This window comes from Aquimarina algicola, from assembly GCF_006443095.1.
GTDB lineage: Bacteria > Bacteroidota > Bacteroidia > Flavobacteriales > Flavobacteriaceae > Aquimarina > Aquimarina algicola.
On the sequence record NZ_VFWZ01000002.1, the window covers coordinates 211,264 to 231,351 of the forward strand.

General features: G+C 30.9%; 23 protein-coding genes. 8 read left to right on the forward strand and 15 right to left on the reverse strand.

What is annotated here, in order from left to right; all coding sequences use genetic code 11:
* The first annotated feature begins 103 nt into the window (after window positions 1-103).
* The 6 genes from FHK87_RS04630 (at window position 104) to FHK87_RS04655 (ending at window position 5,424) form a co-directional block, all read left to right on the forward strand.
* The gene (locus tag FHK87_RS04630; protein WP_226294088.1) at window positions 104-1,342 is read left to right on the forward strand and encodes an oligosaccharide flippase family protein; all 1,239 of its coding nucleotides are present in this window, start codon (window positions 104-106) and stop codon (window positions 1,340-1,342) included.
* 150 nt (window positions 1,343-1,492) lie between these two features.
* Window positions 1,493-2,677, forward strand: a complete 1,185-nt coding sequence (locus tag FHK87_RS04635; protein WP_140590541.1) for a glycosyltransferase — start codon at window positions 1,493-1,495, stop codon at window positions 2,675-2,677.
* A 260-nt stretch (window positions 2,678-2,937) separates the two neighbouring features.
* A complete protein-coding gene (locus FHK87_RS04640; RefSeq protein ID WP_140590545.1) occupies window positions 2,938-3,534 on the forward strand; it encodes a Crp/Fnr family transcriptional regulator in 597 nt (198 codons plus the stop codon).
* Window positions 3,535-3,592: 58 nt separating this feature from the next.
* Window positions 3,593-4,039 carry a DMT family transporter gene (locus tag FHK87_RS04645; RefSeq protein WP_140590549.1) on the forward strand — a complete coding sequence of 149 codons (447 nt, stop codon included), beginning with the start codon at window positions 3,593-3,595 and terminating at the stop codon, window positions 4,037-4,039.
* On the forward strand, window positions 4,036-4,758 hold the full coding sequence (locus FHK87_RS04650) for a GNAT family N-acetyltransferase (RefSeq protein ID WP_140590553.1): 723 nt from the start codon (window positions 4,036-4,038) through the stop codon (window positions 4,756-4,758). Before FHK87_RS04645 ends, FHK87_RS04650 begins: the two co-directional genes overlap by 4 nt.
* A gap of 24 nt (window positions 4,759-4,782) precedes the next feature.
* Window positions 4,783-5,424, forward strand: a complete 642-nt coding sequence (locus FHK87_RS04655; protein ID WP_226294089.1) for a M23 family metallopeptidase — start codon at window positions 4,783-4,785, stop codon at window positions 5,422-5,424.
* A 145-nt stretch (window positions 5,425-5,569) separates the two neighbouring features.
* Here FHK87_RS04655 and FHK87_RS04660 read toward each other — a convergent pair whose 3' ends face one another.
* The 8 genes from FHK87_RS04660 to FHK87_RS04695 form a co-directional block, all read right to left on the reverse strand.
* On the reverse strand, window positions 5,570-6,604 hold the full coding sequence (locus tag FHK87_RS04660; protein WP_140590558.1) for a T9SS C-terminal target domain-containing protein: 1,035 nt from the start codon (window positions 6,602-6,604) through the stop codon (window positions 5,570-5,572).
* Between the two features lie 268 nt (window positions 6,605-6,872).
* Window positions 6,873-7,478: an SMI1/KNR4 family protein gene (locus tag FHK87_RS04665; RefSeq protein WP_140590563.1), complete on the reverse strand. Its 606-nt coding sequence runs from the start codon at window positions 7,476-7,478 to the stop codon at window positions 6,873-6,875.
* Window positions 7,479-7,967: 489 nt separating this feature from the next.
* The gene (locus tag FHK87_RS04670) at window positions 7,968-8,594 is read right to left on the reverse strand and encodes a hypothetical protein (RefSeq protein WP_140590567.1); all 627 of its coding nucleotides are present in this window, start codon (window positions 8,592-8,594) and stop codon (window positions 7,968-7,970) included.
* Window positions 8,595-8,759: 165 nt separating this feature from the next.
* Window positions 8,760-9,719 carry a DUF1444 family protein gene (locus tag FHK87_RS04675; RefSeq protein ID WP_140590570.1) on the reverse strand — a complete coding sequence of 320 codons (960 nt, stop codon included), beginning with the start codon at window positions 9,717-9,719 and terminating at the stop codon, window positions 8,760-8,762.
* A 72-nt stretch (window positions 9,720-9,791) separates the two neighbouring features.
* Window positions 9,792-10,052 carry a hypothetical protein gene (locus FHK87_RS04680; protein ID WP_140590574.1) on the reverse strand — a complete coding sequence of 87 codons (261 nt, stop codon included), beginning with the start codon at window positions 10,050-10,052 and terminating at the stop codon, window positions 9,792-9,794.
* A gap of 99 nt (window positions 10,053-10,151) precedes the next feature.
* Window positions 10,152-10,703, reverse strand: a complete 552-nt coding sequence (locus FHK87_RS04685) for a hypothetical protein (protein ID WP_140590577.1) — start codon at window positions 10,701-10,703, stop codon at window positions 10,152-10,154.
* Window positions 10,704-10,794: 91 nt separating this feature from the next.
* Entirely contained in the window at window positions 10,795-11,625 is an 831-nt protein-coding gene (locus tag FHK87_RS04690; RefSeq protein ID WP_140590580.1) for a tetratricopeptide repeat protein, read from the reverse strand.
* On the reverse strand, window positions 11,615-12,214 hold the full coding sequence (locus FHK87_RS04695; RefSeq protein WP_140590583.1) for a CHAP domain-containing protein: 600 nt from the start codon (window positions 12,212-12,214) through the stop codon (window positions 11,615-11,617). The genes FHK87_RS04690 and FHK87_RS04695 overlap by 11 nt, the downstream gene beginning before the upstream one ends.
* Window positions 12,215-12,550: 336 nt before the next feature.
* Between FHK87_RS04695 and FHK87_RS04700 the strand changes: the two genes are divergently transcribed.
* Both FHK87_RS04700 and FHK87_RS04705 read left to right on the forward strand, forming a co-directional pair.
* Window positions 12,551-13,075 carry a helix-turn-helix domain-containing protein gene (locus FHK87_RS04700; RefSeq protein WP_140590586.1) on the forward strand — a complete coding sequence of 175 codons (525 nt, stop codon included), beginning with the start codon at window positions 12,551-12,553 and terminating at the stop codon, window positions 13,073-13,075.
* 19 nt (window positions 13,076-13,094) lie between these two features.
* Window positions 13,095-14,009: an alpha/beta fold hydrolase gene (locus tag FHK87_RS04705; protein ID WP_140590590.1), complete on the forward strand. Its 915-nt coding sequence runs from the start codon at window positions 13,095-13,097 to the stop codon at window positions 14,007-14,009.
* 58 nt (window positions 14,010-14,067) lie between these two features.
* Here FHK87_RS04705 and FHK87_RS04710 read toward each other — a convergent pair whose 3' ends face one another.
* The 7 genes from FHK87_RS04710 to FHK87_RS04740 form a co-directional block, all read right to left on the reverse strand.
* Window positions 14,068-14,682 carry an OmpW family outer membrane protein gene (locus tag FHK87_RS04710; RefSeq protein WP_140590593.1) on the reverse strand — a complete coding sequence of 205 codons (615 nt, stop codon included), beginning with the start codon at window positions 14,680-14,682 and terminating at the stop codon, window positions 14,068-14,070.
* A gap of 112 nt (window positions 14,683-14,794) precedes the next feature.
* A complete protein-coding gene (locus tag FHK87_RS04715) occupies window positions 14,795-15,274 on the reverse strand; it encodes a hypothetical protein (RefSeq protein ID WP_140590597.1) in 480 nt (159 codons plus the stop codon).
* Window positions 15,275-15,403: 129 nt separating this feature from the next.
* Window positions 15,404-16,564, reverse strand: coding sequence for a TolB-like translocation protein (locus tag FHK87_RS04720; protein WP_140590600.1), 1,161 nt, complete (start codon window positions 16,562-16,564; stop codon window positions 15,404-15,406).
* 80 nt (window positions 16,565-16,644) lie between these two features.
* Entirely contained in the window at window positions 16,645-16,863 is a 219-nt protein-coding gene (locus FHK87_RS04725) for a hypothetical protein (protein ID WP_140590603.1), read from the reverse strand.
* A 403-nt stretch (window positions 16,864-17,266) separates the two neighbouring features.
* Window positions 17,267-18,286 (reverse strand): SH3 domain-containing protein, encoded by a 1,020-nt coding sequence (locus tag FHK87_RS04730; protein ID WP_140590607.1) that lies wholly within the window; start codon window positions 18,284-18,286, stop codon window positions 17,267-17,269.
* A 52-nt stretch (window positions 18,287-18,338) separates the two neighbouring features.
* On the reverse strand, window positions 18,339-19,340 hold the full coding sequence (locus FHK87_RS04735; RefSeq protein ID WP_140590609.1) for a right-handed parallel beta-helix repeat-containing protein: 1,002 nt from the start codon (window positions 19,338-19,340) through the stop codon (window positions 18,339-18,341).
* A 42-nt stretch (window positions 19,341-19,382) separates the two neighbouring features.
* A complete protein-coding gene (locus FHK87_RS04740; RefSeq protein WP_140590612.1) occupies window positions 19,383-19,982 on the reverse strand; it encodes a CDP-alcohol phosphatidyltransferase family protein in 600 nt (199 codons plus the stop codon).
* Window positions 19,983-20,088 lie beyond the last annotated feature (106 nt).

Below are 20,088 nucleotides of genomic sequence, written 5' to 3' on the forward strand. Positions count from 1 at the left end.
AGAAACCAACTGCTATATCCTATTTTTTATAGGGTATAGCAGTTTTGTTAAAAAAGAGTATCTTTAGTTAACACAAAAAATTCAATCAAAACAATATTTATTAATGACCATCAACAATACGATTCTACAAAAACTAAGTGCTGAACAAAAATTTATGATCAGCGTTATTTTTGTAAATGGAGGCAACTATCTCTATAACTTAATACTAGGAAGAGTACTTGGCCCCAAAGAATTTGCAGACGCAGCTTTGTTAATTACCTTTTTACTCGTTTTATCCTTTGTTGCCATGACATTTCAACTGTCTACTGCAAAATTCACAGTTCTGTTTGATCATATTATTTTTAAAAACTTCATCAATATTATATATAAATATGCTACTATAATCGGTAGTGTTTTTGGGATACTGTTGATTGTATTATCTACGTTGTTTCAAGACTTTTTTAATACACAATCTTATCAAATGTTTATCGTATTCGGTATCGGGATTCCGATTTATTTTATCATGAGTGTCAATAGAGGGATATTTCAAGGGAATAAAAAGTTTGTCTCTTTATCTATTACATATCAAGGTGAAATGTTGAGTAGACTGATCATTACAATCCTTTTGATCTACCTTATAGATATCCCTTCCTCAATTTTGATTGCATTAGGGATTTCTATCTCCTTTTTATTTGGTCTATTACCTTTTGAAAGCAGTGATATAGAGATCACAAAAAAACATACATTGCCTTCTGCAAAATCCAGATATGTAATGCGCTTCTTTTTGCTTACTGCTTTTTATGAACTAACACAAATCATCATAAACAATAGTGATATTTTGATGGTTAAGCATTATTTTGACGCCTATCAAGCAGGTCTTTACGCTTCGCTAGCCTTAATCGGGAGAGTTGTTTATTTTGTTGCATGGATGTTTGTGATGTTGTTATTGCCAAAAGTAGTCGAAAAACAAAAAGAAGGACAACCCCATACTTCTATACTTTTTAAATATGTAGCATACATAATGGTATTATCGGTAAGTATTGTGACTACATGTTATTTTTTTCCAGAATTTGTGATTAACATTATGTTTGGTGACCAATATATTAGTATTGCTCCATTATTATGGAAATATGCAATTGCCACCTCAACATTTGCTATATCTAATATTTTTGCCTATTATTTTTTATCGCTAGATCAATATATTCCTGTACTCATTTCGGCAGTATTGGGGATATCTCAAATTATATTAATTATCTTTTTTCACGATACCTTAGCTCAAGTTGTAATTATGCAGATCATTGCAATGGTTGTATTATTAGTTTTTCAGCTCTTGTTTTTTATAAAACATCAGAGGATAACCTAATTCTATTAATCTGTGGCTTATGTCAACTCGTCGCAAGATAAGAACCACTCAACCGGTTTGCTCTTTTGGTATCCAAAAAATATTTCATCTTTGAAGTGTTATTAAAGGATAAATAAAAATAAACATTAATAACTATAACGTTCTCAAAAAATGAAACTAGCTATTGTAACTGCTTATCCCCCTAGTAAAGTGACTCTTAATGAATATGCATATCATTTGGTCAAATCGTTTAGGCAGCACAGTAACGTTTCAGAAGTTATATTACTCACAGATGTAACAGAAGATCAAGCTAATCTTAATTTTTCTGAGCAAGGAGTACATGTAACTGTAAAAAAATGTTGGACTTTTAATAGCTATGCTAATATATTTTCGGTGATAAAAGCCATTAAGCAAACCCAACCTGATGCTATCTTATTCAACCTTCAATTCATGAAGTTTGGAGACAAAAAAATAGCTGCAGCGCTCGGATTATTATTACCAAAACGTTGTGTACGGCTCAAGATACCAACAATCGTTCTTTTACATAATATTATGGAGCAGGTAGATCTTAATAGTGCAGGATTTACAAAAAGTAAACTTTTGCAACGTATCTATACGTCAATTGGTACTACCTTAACAAAGTTTATTCTTAATGCAGATATCGTTGCAGTAACCATTAGCAAATATGTAGATATTTTACAAGAAAAATATCACGCCAATAATATTGCTTTGATTCCTCATGGAACTTTTGAGTTACCAAAAGAACCCACATATCAAATCCCAAAAGGAGCATTAAAAATTATGACCTTTGGTAAGTTTGGGACCTATAAGAAAGTAGAAATCTTGATTGAAGCTGTAGAAAAAATAAGAGCCCGAAGAACAGTAGATCTTGAGATTGTAATTGCAGGGACTGATAATCCAAATGTAATAGGCTATCTCGATACGGTACAACAACAATATAGCCACGTACCGGGACTGGTATTTACCGGTTATGTAGAAGAAGCAGATGTTCCTATAATTTTTGAAGAAAGCGCGATGGTTGTCTTTCCTTATACTTCTACTACAGGAAGCTCGGGTGTATTACACCAGGCAGGTAGTTATGGCAAAGCAGTTGTAATGCCGGATATAGGCGACTTAAGTCTTTTGGTACAAGAAGAAGGATACAAAGGAGAGTTTTTTGATCCTACCAGTATCGATAGTCTGGCAGATGCAATAGAAAAGATTGTTATTGATCCAGAATACAGGCAAGAACTAGGAAAAACAAACTATAAAGCCGCTACAGCATATCCTATTAGTAGAATTGCAGATATCTATGTCTCTAATTTTAACTCGATAAAAGAACGAAAAAACAAATGATAATTACAACGGTAATTGTCTACATAAAAATATACGAAATTACCCCAAAAACTATGGATTTTTAAGTGAGCACATTGTCAATTTTTAAAACACCTATATAACCTTATATAGGTGTTTTAAGCGTTGATATACTTCTATACCTATTTCTTTTTCAAAAAGTGGTCGACATATATCATGTACTTACAAACAGTCTTTACCTTTGCACTTCTCTCTTCAAATAGGATTTATTACTTTTAGACTTCATAAATTAGATCAAGAGAATGTATGAGGTTGCTAAATACAAAGATTTTATCACATCAATATTTCACCAATACTATCCGGTTCATCAAAATGTGATCGCCTCTATATGCGATATAGCAAAGGTTCAGGTATTAGATAAAGGAGAACTCTTGCTTCCTATCGGAAAAGTATCTAATCATATACACATTCTCTATCAAGGTGCCATTGTTTCTTATTACCTTAACAGTGAAGGAAACATATACCATAAAAATATTTTTTTGGAAGGCAATCTTGTAGTATCAACGGTATCTGCACTCACAAATACTCCGTCTCATTTTGCACTCGAAGTTATAGAAAAAGCAACTGTTATCTCTTTTAGCTATAAAAAATATCGACAATTGATGGATGAAAACATAGACTTAAAAAACTTTTACATTGCATACCTCGAAAAAAACTGGGTCATCAATAAAGAAAAGAGAGAAATAGAAATTGTACTGAATCATGCAAAAGAGCGATATCTGGATTTTATAACAGCACATCCTAATATCGAAAATCGTGTCCCTTTGCATTATATCGCTTCACATTTGGGTATCACCCCTACTCAATTAAGTAGAATTCGCAAAAAAATAGAATCCTGATTCATATCCATCAACATATGTAAAGAGAACATAAAATATATAGATTCATCTTTGCAGTATGAAATTAATACTATATATACTGGCATTCATGGGAGGGGTATTTCTAGCTATTCAAGCAGGTTTCAACACGCAATTAAGCACATTGGCCAAGCATCCTGTTTTTGCTGTAATAGCTACATCAATTACTAGCGCAGTAGTAGGAGTTGTATTCTTATTTTGTTTCCAAAAAGAAACCTTTCAACTTCTTAAAACGCAAAACGCACCTTGGTATTTGTGGTGCATTGGTGGTATTTTTAGTATGGCTGGTATCTCATTATATTTTTATACCATCCCAAAATTAGGAATATCCAAAATGATAACTCTAGGTCTTTGCGGACAGCTTATTTTTTCGATCATAGCAGGAAAATACGGTTGGTTACACTTACCGGTAGAACCGATAACTACAAAACGGTTACTAGGTGCTTTTATAATGATTATCGGAATCATCTTAATTAATACAAAATGAACACTATACAATTAAATATCAAAAATCTGACCCATTTGTGGGCAACAGCAGGACAATCATTTCAAAATTATATTGAAGCTCAACCCATTTATATTTCAAAAATAGATGGCTCTCAATGGCCCAACCGAATCTGGACAAATGCGCTTCTGTCTGAAGAAAGTATTGAGAAGATCATCTCTAAAATGCAGACTCATGATGGGCTTACCTTTTCTTATTTTAATACTACATCAACTCAACATCCATTACTTACTGGCAATAGTTTTATGCTTAAATCTTTGCAGTATGGTATGAGTATGGAACTTACTGATAAGTTTGAAACTCAAAAGTCGATTACACTCAAAAAGGTAACCAACAAAACTGATTCAGTATTATGGAGCAAGGCATTTTATAATGCTTTCAATTACCATATAAGTCCTGAAGTTGTATTAAAAACAATACATGTAGTACCTTATTTTATAGCTTTTTATAAAAATGAGTGTATAGGTACAGTTATTTTGCATGTTACCAACAATGTGCTAGGCATACATAGTCTTGGTATTATCCCAGAACAACGAAAACAAGGGTTCGCTTTAGAAATCATGCATCACGCTATCAACAACGCAATTAATCATAATCTCTCTATAGTAATCTTACAAGCATCACAGATGGCAAAAGACATGTATCAAAAAATAGGGTTTTCAATTGATTTTTTAATGGAAAATTATCAATTAAAACAATAAATTTGTTGATATAACAACAACATAGTGAGACACTTTACCATATTTTTTCTGATTTTTATCTTGTACTCTTGTCATCACGAGCAAAAAACGAATCCCAGCATCGTATCCGCTCATCAAATCAATGACGTAAATAAGAAACCGGTGCAAATCTCTTTATTAGATTCTGTCACTACATTATTTAAACAAAATCCAGAATTTATCGCCAAAGGATTTGATTTTCCTGTGGGTAAACCTAATGCAAAGGGATATTATAATGCTCAAAAGTTTGGAAAAAACTATCATTTGGGAGATGATTGGAATGCTGTAACGGGGGGCAACTCTGATCTAGGAGATCCTATATATAGCATTGCAAGCGGTTATGTACATTTTGCAGAAAACATTGGTGGTGGCTGGGGTAATGTGATTCGCGTTTGGCATAAAACTCATGATAATAAAGTTATAGAATCACTGTATGCACATTGCGACACTATTATGGTCTCTTCGGGGCAGTTTATAGACAAAGGTCAGCAGATTGCTACAATAGGTAATGCTGATGGTATATATTTGGCACATTTACACTTTGAAATACGGGATGATATTACCCTTCCTGTAGGACAAGGATACTCAGAAAATATTGACGGATATACAGATCCTACAGCTTTTATAAAAGCAAATAGAAAGCCATAGAATTATATCTACAAATTTGATTGAAGCATTATTTGAAAATCAAATAACTTAAAAAATTATACACATTACGTTTGACGACAAAATACATCAAAAAAAAAGAGGCAATACATATGTAATTGCCTCTTTTCACCACGAACTCTACAGATTACCAAACACGACTGTTTCCACTCTCGTCATTAAAATTTTGAAGCTCATTCCAAATAAAATCTAATGTTTCTTGATAGTTATCTCTAACTATACTATGCACAGTTTCCGGAATCTCAAAATCTGATGGCGGCTGTGTACCATACATCGCCGAGTAGGTAATCAAACCTGCTAGAAAATAAATCGTTGGTCTGCCATGCGGGGCATCATCTTCATATAAGTCCAAAATCGGAATTTGTTCTAATGCCGTATCTGTTAGCAATTTACTTATGATTGGTCCTACCGGAATCATTTTAACATTAGGTTGATCAATACGTATTGCATCATGATAATCCAACCACCAATTATGAAAATCTCCTAATATGTTGGTATTATAAGCGGCAAACGCTTCTTCCGTAGGAGGGAATGAATTCATAAAACCAGCCATATCAGGCCAGTTTTCATAAATATAAACTGTTATGCCTTCTTCCTGTTCTGTAACCCAATCAATAATCGTATTGGTAGCTTGTATAGGTGTTACGTTTTCAGGATTTTCTCCATCATAAGGTATATTAGCAGGTTGATATTGGATAAAATTAGCTGCAGTTAATAATATAGTATTAAAATCGGCTTCAGAAAAAGGCTCTACTTCAGAGTTCCAAACCCCCGACGCAATATCAAATCCCCATTGAGCAGTTGGCGGAAGATTATCATGTTGTGGTAAAAAACCATATTGACCATCTACAGCATAGCTATGCCCGGCAGATTGGGACAAAGCATGCATCCAATGTGGAACCGTTGTCTCATCACTTGGAGTAGGAATAAGCGGTGGAGTATGTACAATAAGACTATGTCCAAATATGAATGTTTTTACGTCTGTACGTTGTGTTATTTCTCGTGTAGGAGCATCTGGGTTCTCTCCGGATTCCTCTTCTGTAGTACCTCCAGAATTTTGATCCATTTCAGCATCGGTAGTATCCAAATTATCTTCGTTACTACTACAACTTACAAGTAGTAAACAAAAAAACGTGTAAATAAACAGAGAATATTTTTTCATCAAAAGTATTTTTTATTAGCTAACTATACAGCTTGATAAAATGAATACTCTAATTCTTTGAAAAATCTATTTGTATTATTCTTTAGGGGCCGACAGGTAACTACATTCAGATACCAAATCTACTTTTATATTCTTATTCTACATTTACTATTTGTAGTAGAATCGTAATACTACCCTTAATTTTTATTGGCATGTATTAATCTACCATATCACAAAATACCATACGATTTCAAATAATATAAAAATTAGGATTGTCTATATATTTTATCTAATAATTATCAAAAACAGAACACCATTCTTCATGATAATCTCCTGCCCATTTTTTTATATTTTCAAAATACCATTCAGAGGCTCGAGGGGCAAGACAAAAACCGTTTTCATCATCAACTATTGCTTCTTCTTCAAATCCGGTCAAAGCATGATGCAATGCCGAACTGCATAATAAAAACTGGGCTATATTATCCGCAATTATTTCGCCATATTCCCAGCTACCAGCACCATGCATTAATTTCTGGATTTTCATTTTGCCTGAATTCAAATCGATTATAACAGGATCTGCGCCTTCGTCTGCAAGCATAAAATAATGTTCTGGCCATCCATCAATTGCTTTTTGTTCAATAGGGTTATAATTGTACCCTTCTTGTAATTTTTTTAAGTTATTAATACCATACAATCTCATCGGATTTCCGACAGTATCAAAATAGAAATCGCTTTGAAGAGCATGATATTGGATATATTCATTTAACTCCTCAGGTAATTTTTGATTAAATTCTTTCTCTAATCTTTCAACATCCTGAAGGTTATTTTTTGGCTTAGATAAAGGGTCAATAGCTAAAAATTCAGAAATTAATGCTAATGCTTGTTGGATTTTCATGTACAATAGTTTAATGATTCATAAACAATACTCAATATGTTCAAAATAATAAAGGTAATCGTTTTTTATGATCTGGTCGGTCTTAAAGGTTTTGTTGTAGATCTTACAGGTAATTAGTAATTCAATAAACGTTTCAGATTCAAAAAGGATTATTTTTAGCTTATCGTTAAGTGTTTTTGGTGAATCAAATTTGTTTTGAGTTTCAGTTTTGAATAGTAAAGGTTCAATCGCGAACCTTTTACATTCGCCGTTGAATCTCAAAGGTTCAATTTTGAATGTTTTTTGTTAAAGTTTTAAGCTTTGACATTCATCGGAGAGTATTTTTTGTTAAAATTTTAACCTATTACATTCAAATTTGAATATCAAAGGTTAAAAATTTAACGTATTAGGTTCTCCCAAGAATGTTTTTGGTTCTTGGTTGAATGTTTGAGGTATCCCTTCCTAAAATTACTTGTTATATAAGGCTTAGTATATCTTTATTTTCGACAACTACCATTCATCATATTCATCAATTTTGTAGTAAAAGTTATTTTTAATATGACTGATGTAGATAGAAGTTTTTATAGGTACAGTACTAAAAATAATACTGTGTTTATATATTGAATAAGGAGGTATTTCATAAAGTTCGTTTGCATCGTTAGAAACCATATTATAATCTGATTGATCCGCCTTAAATTCTATTATGGTGTCTTTTTCGGTTATTTTACAATTCCCGGGATAAGCTATAAACCTTAGATTAAAAGAGTCTTTTTGAATTGTGATCATGCTGTCGATTAATTCGCTTGGCGTACTTTCGCGTTCATTATGTAAGACTTCTTCTAAAATTTGTTGATCATCCTTTACAATTTGAGTGTTTATTCTTTTCCAATTATTCACCATCATCAGGGCAGCTTTCTTATAATTGGTTATATTTTTTATTTCTGAAGAAATAGGTTCTAAATCATCTCCGTAACCATCGTCTTTAAAATTTCTATTGTAGATATCCATTAGTAAAAATCCGAGAGGTTGTAATAGAAATAAAGATGGTATTATAAGGATCCATATAAACTTATATTTTTTCTCAAAAACTAAGATGATCAGAATAATGATAATTAAGATTATTAAAAAAGTACTCATTATCTTTTAGGTATATGACTTGAATATAAATTTATTGTACAACAACTGTTCTTTTTGAAATTTATAAAATAACATTAGTAGCAAGATATATATCACTGCTGGTTATGAGTAAATTAGTGATTTGTTCTATTGAACTTGTTTAAACGAGTTCATTGCAAATTGTTTTTACTTCCAAAATTCCCACCAACGTTTTTTATTTTTTTCATTAGACATCTCTGAATTGTCGGTCTTTTCAACTTCTGTACTATTAGAAGTTTTTGGAGCAATTAGTTCTCCATTATGAAGAAATTTGAAATTTACCTTACTATTGGCTAATGTTTGAGAAAGTACCTGTAGCATTTCATTCTTTTCAATTTGACTAATGTATGAATGACATTTATCTACTAATTTAGTATCCAGATTGATATTATCATTCAACTTAAATGTAATTTGACCTCCAAAAGATTTTTTTTGCATGATCATTAATAACACTTGTTGAAAGGATATATTTACATCTTCTGTTAGCCTATCTATACTATTGCTATTAAGTTCTATGCTATAATTTTGGTTTTTATCTTCTGAAAAAGAAAAACTATCAGAATCATTTGTTTTTGGTATTTTTTCTCCACCAATAGCTACGATTTCTCCATTTTGCACCATAAATACCTTATCTGAAATTTTATCTTGCTGTGGATTGTCGAAGTATTGCTTAACAATTACAGGCAGTTTTAAACGCATTGGCGAGTTAGCATCTATCGCAATAAGTAATCCTTTAAAGGGAATTCCAACCATTAAGCTTTGGCTGTTTAATTCTGAAGCGATTTTCATCATAAAATCTTTATCTAGGATTTTTTCACTTGCATATTCATTTCCTTCTGCAAATAAAATTTTTGTCCCTTCTGCATCAGTAATTTGATAATGAACATCAATGGATTTAAGATTTGAGAGTGCCTCTTCTTTGAGCTTTGGAAATTTTAAATTAAAATCATTTTCGTCTGTAGCAGATTCATACATTACCATTCTTCCTCTATCTTTTCCATAGGCTACGATTGGAGAAATCTCACTTTCAAATAAATATTCTTTGAATAGCAGTTTTTCGTCTTTTTTATAATCCGAAGTTTTTAATATTGGTAATAGTTTGTCCATTCATTTTTATGTTTAGAAAGAAGTTAAGTTTTTAATTCTATTTTTTGCTATTTGTTATTGCATAGCGTTTCATTATTTTTCTTTTCGAATATTCAACTCTGTCTTTATTTTTTTCATGTTATTAAATTGCATCGGAAGAATGGCACTACAAGAAATGGCAACAGCAATTAAGGCTATAAAAGTTGATTTATTTTCTTTGGTCAATAGCCCATAAATAGTAACCGCAAATAACAGAATCAAAACCCCAATCAATGCTCCTATGATCGTTTTAAGGCGCTTTAATTCAGACTCCAACTTTTCGGTTGTTTTGTTTTTCAAATCTATACTCTTCATTTTAGCTTATTTTTTTGTCTGTTGTTAATTTACCGATATAATATATTTACATCCTAACAAGCGCTGCGATTTCATAGACTAGCATGATGTATTTTTGTATCATAACTTCCCTTCGACTTTGATAATTTGTTTTCCTGTAAGTTTCTCTAATTCTATAATAAACGAATTCTTAAAAATTGGCCAATTCCAAAAAACAAAACCTAAGTTGCTCAAAGCCCAAATCGGCTCAAATTTGTATTCACTTATTGAACTTGATTCTTTACAAGTAATGCATTCTAAATTAGCTGAGGTAGGGTTTTCTATCCATTGACCAAATAATTCACCCCATTCACAATGAAGGTTATTTTCACCACATTTTGGACATTCTATTTTTTCAAACGCTCCTCCATCTGCCCAAAACACTGTTCTCCCCTTCCGAATCTCTAAACCATTTGTCCATAACTCTAAAAAGTGTTCTTCTTCAGGATACTTGACAGCTAAATTCCAATGCTCTCCGGGAGCATATCCTAAATCTTTGCCTAAAACATTATCAGACTTTTTACTACTAATGATTTTTTCTTCGATTAGATAGTTTACTACCTTTTCAGCGATATTATCTAATTCATTATTTTCAACATTTTTGATAACTATATCCTGATGCCTATCTCCCATTTTATTTAAATGTTAGTTAAGATACATGTTTTGCACAAGTTAAAGATCAGATATTAAGAATAAACTAGTTTCTAATCTTGTTGATTGTTATTTATTTTTCTGAAATACTATTTAACACAAATTTTGCCATTTCAATATTTCCAAATGTGGTGTTAGTATTAAAAATAACATTAGTTAATATTTCAGATGCTTCTTTCAAATTTCCACTTTCATTTACTGCAAGAGCTTTATTGATAAGAAGCATTCCTTCAGTCTCAACATCAGGGTTTTGTTCAAGACCTTTTTCAATTGCGTTTAGTCTTTCTTTACCTTCTAATAAACTTGAATACTCTTTCCATGCTGGCGCAAAAGAAGGAATTTTTTGAACCAACAGTTTTATCATTTCTTCTTTTTCAGAAGCGTTATTTATCCATTCCAGAGACAAATAAGACCTATAGAGTCCCTTTGGCAATTCTCCTGTTTTTTCTCTTTCTAGAGTATGTAAAGCTGTTTTAGAAGTATAAAATCCTTTGGGAGCTACCTCATCAGTTAAACGATAATACTTTAGTGCATTTTCATAATCCTCTTGAAGCAAATAGGTATAGGCTAAATCATATAAAGGGTATGCCCATTTTGGAGCTTCTTTATTTGCCAGCTCTAATTTTTGTATCGCATTCTTATAATCCCCTTTTTGACCAAATTGCCTTGCTTCTTCATGTAATACTATTGCTGATCTTGAGACTCCTTCAATCCCATAAATCGCATAATTGAAAGTTCCTGTAGAAGAAGCCAGTTCTTCTTTTGATATTTTATTTCCTTGTTTATCTGTAAATTCTATTTTCACAATTTTGTCTGATTTAATTGTTTCTTCACTTTTCTTTGTTTTATTACAAGAGGAGAAAAAACCGAATAGTATTAGAATTATGGCTACTCTATTTTTCATTTGATTGTTTTCTTAACCATCCTAAAACTCTATCGTCATTAATTTTCCATGTATCGTCTTTCGTTTTGATAAGCTCAAACGTTTCTCGTGATGGAGAAAAAGGTCCGGGATTCTGTTGTATGATTTCAATTTTGCGATCAGTAACCTTTGCTATTATAGCTACATGCCCGTATGTATTTAAAATAGTACCACTCATTACAATCAAATCACTTTCTCTTGGTTTAGATCCACTTGGATTAGAATATTGAGTCAAATCCCGTTTTGTATTTATTTCTCCATCACCAAAATTTTTGTCATAAAAACTTTTCGCATGACCATAACTGTCTGGCATTTTATGATTGTAATACTCAAAATAATATCGTTTTACAAATTCAACACATTGGTATTCGAGTCCAAGATTATAGCCATCTTTTGTGTTTCGTTGTACTACATTATCAACCCCGCCATTATAATATACGGCAACTCCATTAAGGCTATCAATTTTTTGTCCTACTTCATAATCAGAATTAAAATTCACTCTTTTCAATCCTTTATATACAAGGAAAGCGATTGTAATAACACCTATTATAATTAAGGTTTTTTTTATCATATTTTATAAATGTAAGTGGGTTGTGTACAAAAGAGCTATATACCAATCATCAATAAAGCCTTTTCTATTAATATTTAAGATATTCATTCTGCTACTTGTTTTAGCTATTAAAATTTCATGATATCTCTTATAGTACTTGAAGATAAAAGTAATTATTTTTTACCTTTTGCTAGATTTGACTTCTTTAATAAAGATAAAATAGCGTGGTATGTATGGGTGTCGAGTTAGAAAAACTATATGTTTTTTCATTATATATTGTTATTTTTTTTGTGTTTGCTCTTTAAAAATGAAATAATTCGTCATTTCTGTATTGTATACGAGTAGTATATTTGTAATATGAGAGCAACAAAAAATGTTATTGAGCATCTTAAAGCAAACATGTATCAACCGGTAAAAGTTGATGAACTGGCTGATATTGCTTGTCTCTCAAAAGTTCAATTATATAGGGTGTTTACATCCGAAATAGGAGTAACTCCTATTCAATATCATGAGCTATTACGTATAAAAAAGGGTATAGAATTACTTCAGTCTGATATTCAAATCCGGCAAGTTGCTTATCAATTGGGGTATGAAAATTATGAAACATTCAGCCGAGCATTTAAAAAAATAGTTACACTAGCCCCCAGCGATTTACAGAGCGTATATTTTCAATTTATTGAGCAGGCTAACCCTAACTGTGCTCTTATTATAAAGGAACAAGCATCATTGATACAAATCGACAATTTGATCAACGAATCTTTTGGAGATAAACGATATGATTTAGATGTAGAAATTTACAGATTGAATTTTCAGACTAAAAAAAAGTGGGATCTTCTTCGCGACCTACAATCAGAAAATGCTCTAAAAAGAATTAAAAGGTAAATAATAAAATCATTTATTTATGAAAACAATAACTTCAGCTCATACTGAAGACAGGACTAGTATGTCTATTCGTCTGAGCGATAATCGAATATTAAGCTACTCGACTTATGGCCCCGAAGATGGGATACCATTTATCGTTTTTCATGGATCACCGGGTTCTCGCATCTCTGCAGAAAATGATTTGTGCTATCAACTGGGAATAAAAATGATTTATCCGGAGAGACCAGGATATGGGAACTCTTCACCAAATCCAAAAGCTTCTTTTCTAAGTTGGGCTACTGATATCAATGAGTTTTTGAATCACTTACAACTTGAAAAAACAGCTTTGGGAGGAGTATCAGGGGGAGGTCCATATGCAATGGCTTGTGCTGCGCAATACCCTCACCGATTTACATCTTTATCACTAATAAGCAGTGCAGCTCCACAAGATCTACCCGGGTATAAGAATCAGATGGCAATATCTAATAAACTGGGATACTTACTTAATAAGTACACTCCTTTTTTAATTAGATCGATTAGTAAAAGTTTTGCAAGAGGGCTTAAGAATAATCCTGAAAGAACGTTTAATCAAGTTTTTAAACAACTATGCGAGGCAGATAAAAATATTATTTGTCTAATGAAAAAGTCTGAAGCTTTTCAAATAGCAGTGGATCACTTGCAAGAAGCATTTTCTAATGGTGTAGAAGGACATGTCACTGATATGAAGATTTTTTCTAGAAAATGGAATATCCCTTACCAAGAAATTACTTGCCTTATACATATTTGGCATGGTGAAGACGATACGCTCGCTCCAATTCTGGGTGCAAAAGAACTTGCAAATCTCTTACCAAACGCAAAACCTAATTATATTAAGAATGCCGGACATCTATTAACCGAAGACTCAAAAATATTGAGTCAAATTCTATCCAAAGTAAAGGAATCTTATTTCTTATAACAATATCAAATAAAGACTTTGCATTCAATCTCAATAATTCATTACAAAATCATCGGCTCTATAATTCTTCTACTCTGTTTTTTCCTAAAAGTATAAATCCAATGGAAACACCAAAATAACTATTATCGACCGTTCCAATTATTTGATCATCTGGTATTTTGATATCTGCTTTTGGAATAAAATCATACTCTAATCCAAATCTTGTATTTCCTAATTCGAACCCAGCTCTTAACAAGAAACCTAGTTGATTATTAACACTCCCATTTACAATATCTGAAGAATTATTACGGTTGGAAATATCTATGTCATTGAATATATAATATCCGATACCCGATCCTACATAAGGACGAAAATGATTGTCATTTAAATAATAATCAAAGGTGGGTACAAATGAAATAACGGCATTATCATCTAAATCATCAATAAAAAATCCAGAGCTATCATCAATTTCAAATTTTTGAGGATTTATTGCAATTCCAAATCTTAATCCAATAGTTGTATTTGCTGAACTTTTAATTTTAGGTTCAATATTGAGTAGTAATCCTAAATTATCAGAATCTGTTTCTAAAAGAATACCCGGCTCTATTCTTAACTTTATACTACTCTTCTCTTGAGCTTCTAAGCCAAAAAAACAGGATATAAAAACTATAATGAGTAATTTTTTCTTTGGCATAATTTGATCTTTTATGAAAGCATAACATAAAAACCTTTGTTGAATCAAATTATTATATAAACTCTAATCAAAAGTGATTAGCTAAGTTTTAATTATGCTATTAGATACTATTTTAATTTATTTGAATAGCTTTCACCAAATTATCATAGTTTTTTAAGTCTTGATTGCCAAAATTTGGAAGCACAAGAATTGCAGGTCTATGTTTTTTACCGGTATTCTCATATATCTCTATTGTAAAGTTTCCTTTTTGATTTGGGTTCCATCCTTGAAGTATAGCATCTTCTATAATTTGTGATATTAATTTTGGTTTAATTTGTGCGAACTGTTCTGGTCCTAAAAAACCATCTACGCACAATCCAAAGTATTTTACTATAATTTTTGATTTAGGAACATCATATAATTCTATAGGGATATTAAAAACAATATCTGCAACACTACCTAATCCATATTTTTCAGCAACTTTTATATACTCCTCAGACAAAACCTCATTTTCAACTCTATAATCAGAAATTCGCCTAAATCGAGAAACTCTCCAACGATAATCAGAGTTATTGACTGTTATTTTTCTAGATCCTTTTTTTTGAATACTCATTTTATGACTTCTAATGGTTTTGTATATGAAAGATAGTATTTAGTTGAATAAAAGGATACTATTTTTTCAGGAGCTACAAAATGTAAAGTTTTTATATCTCGCTTTTAACTTTTATAATAAATTGATTAATTATTCTTCTACAATTATTCTTACTTTATCTTCTGTTTCATTTGAAAATTGATCTACACCTTTGAATATCAAATCAAATTCACCACTCTTATTTGGATGCATTGTCAACATCATTTTTTGGCTATCAAATTTTGCCCATTCAAACTTTTTATGATCAAAACTAATCTTTAATTTTTGATCATCTATATCTTTAAAATAATTCGTCGGTATAGAAATTTTAGTTTCTTCTTTAACCTTAATTCTTATTTCAGAAATCGGATGAAAAACAAAAGGCTTAAAGACTTTTGTTGTGTTCACCCAGTAAATATCGGATTCAGCCAAACCCTTATCATCAAATGAAAGTTTAGTAAAAAACAAAAACTTGTGATCCTTAGATACAAATGGTCGCCTTTCCCAATCGGTAGAATTAATTGTAGAATCTAATACAATCGGCTCTCCCCATTTTTTATTGTGATCTCGATAACTGATATATAAATCCGGGCCATTTTTATCCGTCGCATACCTGCTAAAAATTATGTAATCCTCGTCAGGAGAGACAAAAATACTTTCTTCATCTCTTACCGAACTCACCATATCTATACGTTCAACGTTTGTATATTTTCCGTTTTTTGGTGATGAAAAATATAAATCTGCCAATCCACTCTCACCTCTATTAGATGAAAAATAAATGGTATTATCCAAAGTCATACAGGCCGTAGATTCTCTTGTTGATGTACTTATCGGACTATTCAACTTTACAGGTTGTCCCCAAAAATCATTAGTCTTTTTTAGCATCCAGATATCTGTTACGCTATTATTTGCAACAGACTTGCTTTGTGTATATAAAATAGATCTCCCGCCAGGTGAAAAATAAGGAAGATATACACTTTTACTTTTTAATGGCTCAAAAATATCCGGTTCAGTCCATTGATTAGTATTCTTTTTAGAATAATAAATTTTTCCACTAAAATCATCTTTATCTAAAACTCCAAATACTAATTCTTGTATATCCGGTGTAAATGAAATCCCATGTTCAAACCGACCTTTTATTGAAATACTATTTTCTCCAAATACCACAGGAGTAGTTTGAGGAATTGCTTGACCAAAATAATCAATAGTTTCAGTTTTTGTATTACAACTTATCAGTCCGAGAGCAACTATAAAATGAAAAAATATTTTCATGATGTTTTTTTATTGTCTACATAGTATGTTTATGATACTCAATGTTTATTATAGGTGTCAAAGTATAGAAAAATGTTACTTTACTTTTCTTTTTTTAAGATTCCAATCAAACAATTTATACACAAAAATAGTTGACCAAACACTACAATAATTACTGACATAGCTATTACAAAATTAGCCGTTATCACACTATCAAAATAAGAGTGATCATGAGTAGAAATATATGTACCATTCTCAAATATTGAATTTGAAAATGTGATAAGTAATATCCCTCCAATCGTTAGAATGGTGTGAATCATTGTCATCCATTTGTTTGTTTTACGATTAAAACTAAGTAAAACCCAATATATAAAACCAATAAAAGCAAATATTGAGGAAACAAATATTCCTAAATGGAAATAAGCTATTACAAAGTACATATCATGTATATTTATACTAATAGTGGAATCACTATCTCGAAAACAGAAAAATAGTATCACTGGAATTAAAAACCAAAATATTTGATAAGTTTTCTCTGACAGTATCTTCATCAATTTTTAGTAAAGGGTTATTTATATTTTATGATTTAATTTATCTGCTTGTTTAAAAAATCAAATACAACTTTTCAATTGTATTGCTATACAATAAAAGTATATACTTTAGAGATTAATTAGTAGTATGCTAAAAGTAATTATCATCTAAGTACCATTCTATAATTACAATTTAACAATCAAACTGAATCGCAACTTCGGCTGCTTTTTTAATGATTTCTTCTTTATTTGCTATAGAAGATAAGTATACTATGACTCTTTCTTCTTCATAATGTCTGTTTGCCTCAAAGATAAAGTCTAATCTACCATCTGAGTCAAGGTCTCCTACAAAAAGTAGTTCTACAAAAGTGTCATTAAACGTTGTTTCTTCTAAAAACAAAGACTCTATATTATTATTTATAGAGATGTAGAGTCTGTAGTTTTCTACCTCGCAATATCGTTCTAAACCATTGTCTGTATGAACGTTTTCTGATGAAATGATATCACCTTCGGCTCTGATCTTATATTGTATATTATGATACTGAAAAGATGTTTGTTCCAGAGGACATATTTTATTTTTATCAAAGTTAATAGATGTTATTTCTCCGGATTTTAAGTTCGTATCATTAATAAAAAGTAAAGTTTTGTTTTTTGCTTCAATGATCTTGGTAGAATCTCCAGAACAAGGAGAATACCCTCTTTTGATTGTATAATTGGCTTTATCCAGATAATATTTCCCTTCTTTTTGATAAAGTGCTAACCAGTTTTTGTCTATTTTATCTGCTGGGTTTTTATCTTCCCAATCACGATATTCAAAAGGTAAAAGTATTTCAGCAGTATTGTTATGTTTTAGGTCTTCATTAGCATTGTCGTCATCTTTATCGTTTGATAAATACCCATCAAAAATGTATACGGTCTTATTATCCACTATAATTCCTACCCATTCTCCTTTTTTGAGATCATTATTATCATTAATCGTTTCAACAATATTAGTATGTTCTGTTACTACTACCTTTTTCCCATATTCTAATTTGCCAATGATTTCGCCTTTTGGTTGTTTTCTATAATTTAATCCAGATTTAGCTGTCACAAATTTTTCTTCTAATTTTTGAATTGTTTTTTCAGAATTACCAGTATTAAAAGCGTCTTTTGTTGTTTCATTTTTACAACTAAAAAATTGAATCATCAGAATAACACAAATTATTTTTTTCATAATTATGGTTGGTAATTAATAAACGATATGAGATCTTGTATAAAACTTGTTTTTAAAAAAATTCTTTTTTCTGCTTTTCTGTAATAACAAAATTTTCATTTTGAGATATCTCGCATTTTTTAAATTTGATTTTGCTTTTATCATCAATATCTATAAAGGGGGCTTCATCTATACTAGAATTTGAAAAAATTTTTGTCTCTATTACCTCAACATCGCTCTCAATAATATAAAATATACTTGGACCATCCCAATACTCTGCATCAGCATCTAAATGGTTTGAGTGAATATTACTTTTTATAACTTTTACATTCTTACTATTTTCAAAACTAACCCCTCTTTTATTACAATTAAACACTTCTGTTTTTACAATCGCTATGTTATTTACATTTTTGGTATAGATCCCTTCTGTACCACTTCCATTCAATCCACATGTATCGATTATAATATTTCTACTATCATAAAATGTTATTACAGGAGCAAATTCACCACATCCTCCATCTGTTTCAGGTCTGTGAAATATATTTAAATTTTGCAGCTTAAAATTCACCAAAGAGTCGAACCTAATTACTTCGTCGTCGGGCTGATTCAAAATAATATTTGCAGAAGTATTAGTCGTAATGGTAAGATTATGTGCTTTTTTTATAACCAGTACAATATCATTTTCGATAAAGCCTTTGAAACCATCTTTACTCAATGACTCTTTAGTATCTACCGAAGATGTATAAGTGCCCATTATATCATAAAATTCATTTTCATATTTTGGAGAAAACCATCCTTTTTCTGAAGAATTATTAAAGAACTTACTCGTATCTGTTACTACATTTTTTAATTCTTCTTTAATATGTATATCGTTTTCTATAATAATCTTTCTATCATTTCCCAAAGCTTCTAAAAATTCTTTCAAATTTGAAACATTGTATTCTTTTTGTGTTTTCTTTATAGACTCTTCTTCTATTTTGATAGGGTTAGTATCTATATCAGCCTTGCCTATTGATGCCCAACTAATAATTAGGAGCACTAGTATACAAAAGCTTTTCTTCAAATTACTTTTCATTTTTAATTATAAGAGTTTGTTTAAAAAATTGTCTATAGTTTTTCACCCATTTAAGTATTCATTTCTTTTAAATTGGATTCCTTTTCGTATCAGATATGCATGATATGCACTCGGAACATCATGAGTCCATTTTGGTAAGATTAATACAATCAAAATTACATCGATATGCGAAATTAACCCCATCACAATAGCACTGTAAAATGGAATCCCGGCATGACTAAATCCAATTAAAGATGTAAATGCTATTAATAATGTCACTCCCCATATTTTAGAAAGAAAAGCATGAGTACAGGTTTCTTTTTTAAATTTTATTAAACTCACTACATAACAGGCTAACTCCATGATTAGAATAGTCCAAATTGCTGTAGAATTTTCAGAGATTAATTTTGGATATAATATCCAAGTGGCTAATCCAATAGATACCCAAAATACCATATCAGTTTGACTATCCATTCGTCTTAATTTGGCTGAGGATATATTTTGTTTTCGTGCAATAATTCCATCTAAAATATCTGAGATCAACCCCAAATACATTAAAACTACAATAGTTATTTTTGCGTTTTCGCCAATAAAATAAGCCAATGCAATAATGATTGGTGAAAGCAACAAGCGAAATAATATCAATAAAAGTGGGGTATTCATTTTAAGTTTATTAATGATCAATATCAATTAGAGATAATCGTGCTTATTCTCTATCTCTTACTCATCATGATAGTGTTTTTGAGTTTTGTGGGGGATTACAATATAA

Excerpts from the sequence above, each read along its gene's own strand:
- FHK87_RS04630 (WP_226294088.1), top strand. The coding sequence starts at position 104 with ATGACCATCAACAATACGATTCTACAAAAACTAAGTGCTGAACAAAAA.
- FHK87_RS04635 (WP_140590541.1), top strand. The coding sequence starts at position 1,493 with ATGAAACTAGCTATTGTAACTGCTTATCCCCCTAGTAAAGTGACTCTT.
- FHK87_RS04640 (WP_140590545.1), top strand. The coding sequence starts at position 2,938 with ATGTATGAGGTTGCTAAATACAAAGATTTTATCACATCAATATTTCAC.
- FHK87_RS04645 (WP_140590549.1), top strand. The coding sequence starts at position 3,593 with ATGAAATTAATACTATATATACTGGCATTCATGGGAGGGGTATTTCTA.
- FHK87_RS04650 (WP_140590553.1), top strand. The coding sequence starts at position 4,036 with ATGAACACTATACAATTAAATATCAAAAATCTGACCCATTTGTGGGCA.
- FHK87_RS04660 (WP_140590558.1), bottom strand. The coding sequence starts at position 6,604 with ATGAAAAAATATTCTCTGTTTATTTACACGTTTTTTTGTTTACTACTT.
- FHK87_RS04665 (WP_140590563.1), bottom strand. The coding sequence starts at position 7,478 with ATGAAAATCCAACAAGCATTAGCATTAATTTCTGAATTTTTAGCTATT.
- FHK87_RS04670 (WP_140590567.1), bottom strand. The coding sequence starts at position 8,594 with ATGAGTACTTTTTTAATAATCTTAATTATCATTATTCTGATCATCTTA.
- FHK87_RS04675 (WP_140590570.1), bottom strand. The coding sequence starts at position 9,719 with ATGGACAAACTATTACCAATATTAAAAACTTCGGATTATAAAAAAGAC.
- FHK87_RS04680 (WP_140590574.1), bottom strand. The coding sequence starts at position 10,052 with ATGAAGAGTATAGATTTGAAAAACAAAACAACCGAAAAGTTGGAGTCT.
- FHK87_RS04685 (WP_140590577.1), bottom strand. The coding sequence starts at position 10,703 with ATGGGAGATAGGCATCAGGATATAGTTATCAAAAATGTTGAAAATAAT.
- FHK87_RS04690 (WP_140590580.1), bottom strand. The coding sequence starts at position 11,625 with ATGAAAAATAGAGTAGCCATAATTCTAATACTATTCGGTTTTTTCTCC.
- FHK87_RS04695 (WP_140590583.1), bottom strand. The coding sequence starts at position 12,214 with ATGATAAAAAAAACCTTAATTATAATAGGTGTTATTACAATCGCTTTC.
- FHK87_RS04700 (WP_140590586.1), top strand. The coding sequence starts at position 12,551 with ATGAGAGCAACAAAAAATGTTATTGAGCATCTTAAAGCAAACATGTAT.
- FHK87_RS04705 (WP_140590590.1), top strand. The coding sequence starts at position 13,095 with ATGAAAACAATAACTTCAGCTCATACTGAAGACAGGACTAGTATGTCT.
- FHK87_RS04710 (WP_140590593.1), bottom strand. The coding sequence starts at position 14,682 with ATGCCAAAGAAAAAATTACTCATTATAGTTTTTATATCCTGTTTTTTT.
- FHK87_RS04715 (WP_140590597.1), bottom strand. The coding sequence starts at position 15,274 with ATGAGTATTCAAAAAAAAGGATCTAGAAAAATAACAGTCAATAACTCT.
- FHK87_RS04720 (WP_140590600.1), bottom strand. The coding sequence starts at position 16,564 with ATGAAAATATTTTTTCATTTTATAGTTGCTCTCGGACTGATAAGTTGT.
- FHK87_RS04725 (WP_140590603.1), bottom strand. The coding sequence starts at position 16,863 with ATGATTCACACCATTCTAACGATTGGAGGGATATTACTTATCACATTT.
- FHK87_RS04730 (WP_140590607.1), bottom strand. The coding sequence starts at position 18,286 with ATGAAAAAAATAATTTGTGTTATTCTGATGATTCAATTTTTTAGTTGT.
- FHK87_RS04735 (WP_140590609.1), bottom strand. The coding sequence starts at position 19,340 with ATGAAAAGTAATTTGAAGAAAAGCTTTTGTATACTAGTGCTCCTAATT.
- FHK87_RS04740 (WP_140590612.1), bottom strand. The coding sequence starts at position 19,982 with ATGAATACCCCACTTTTATTGATATTATTTCGCTTGTTGCTTTCACCA.